This is a genomic window from Amycolatopsis sp. SID8362 (genome assembly GCF_010550475.1).
Classification (GTDB): domain Bacteria; phylum Actinomycetota; class Actinomycetes; order Mycobacteriales; family Pseudonocardiaceae; genus Amycolatopsis; species Amycolatopsis eburnea.
Genome location: NZ_JAAGNB010000228.1, coordinates 1 through 1,202, shown reverse-complemented (window position 1 = coordinate 1,202; position 1,202 = coordinate 1). Strand labels below are relative to the sequence as shown.

The window sequence follows — 1,202 nt, the reverse complement described above, 5'->3', positions numbered from 1 at the left end:
CCGCGGACCTCGCCGACGTCGGCCACTCGCTGGCCACCGGACGCTCGGCGTTCGACCACCGCGCGGTGGTGCTCGCCGACGACGCCGAGGACGCGCGGCGGCTGCTGACCGCCCTCGCCGACGGCGAGCCGTCGGCCTCGGTCGTCGAGGGGACCGCCGGGCACGGCCGGACGGCGTTCTTGTTCGCCGGTCAGGGTGCTCAGCGGCTGGGTATGGGTCGTGAGCTGTATGGCGCGTATCCGGTGTTCGCGGAGGCGCTGGACGCGGTGCTGGACGGGCTTGCGGGTTCGGTGCGCGAGGTGTTGTTCGGTGCGGATGCGGATGTGCTTGACCGGACGGAGTTCGCGCAGCCGGCGTTGTTCGCGGTCGAGGTGGCGTTGTTCCGGCTTCTGGAGTCCTGGGGTGTGCGGCCGGACTTCCTTGCGGGGCACTCGATCGGTGAGATCGCCGCCGCGCACGTGGCGGGGGTCTTGTCGCTGGCTGATGCGTGCACGTTGGTCGAGGCGCGTGGGCGGTTGATGCAGGCGCTCCCGTCGGGCGGGGTGATGGTGTCGGTGCGGGCAGCCGAGGCCGACGTCACGCCGTTGCTGGTCGACGGTGTGGCCATTGCCGCGGTGAACGGGCCGGAGTCGGTCGTGCTGTCCGGCGAGGAGGACGCTGTCCTGGCGCTGGCGGAAAAGTTCGAGAAGGCCAAGCGGCTCAAGGTTTCCCACGCGTTCCATTCGCCGCTGATGGACCCGATGCTCGACGAGTTCCGCGCGGTGGTTGAAGGTCTGGAGTTCGCCGAGCCGCGGATCCCGGTCGTCTCCACCGTCACCGGCGCGCTCACGGGCGAGTTTTCGTCGCCGGAGTACTGGGTGAACCACGTCCGCGCGGCGGTCCGCTTCGGCGACGCCGTCACCGCGCTGGCCGCCGCCGGCGTCACCACCTTCGCCGAGCTGGGGCCCGACGGGGTCGCCTCCGCGCTGGCCGAGGAGAACCTCGGCGGCCACCCGGCCGTGCTGGTACCGCTGCTGCGCCGCGACCGGGACGAACGGACCGCGGTCCTCACCGCGCTCGCCCGGCTGCACGTCGCCGGCGTTCCGGCCGGCTGGGCGGGGTTCTTCACCGGCGCCCGCCGTGTCGACTTGCCGACCTACCCCTTCGAGCACCAGCGGTTCTGGCCCGAGAAGGCCGAAAGCCCCGTCGCCGGCGCGGAGACC

At 72.4% G+C, this 1,202-nt stretch carries 1 protein-coding gene; it reads left to right on the top strand.

Annotated features, from left to right (window positions below):
• The coding region (locus G3I65_RS07615; protein ID WP_160695453.1) for an acyltransferase domain-containing protein at nucleotides 1-1,202 on the top strand (1,202 nt) is incomplete at both ends.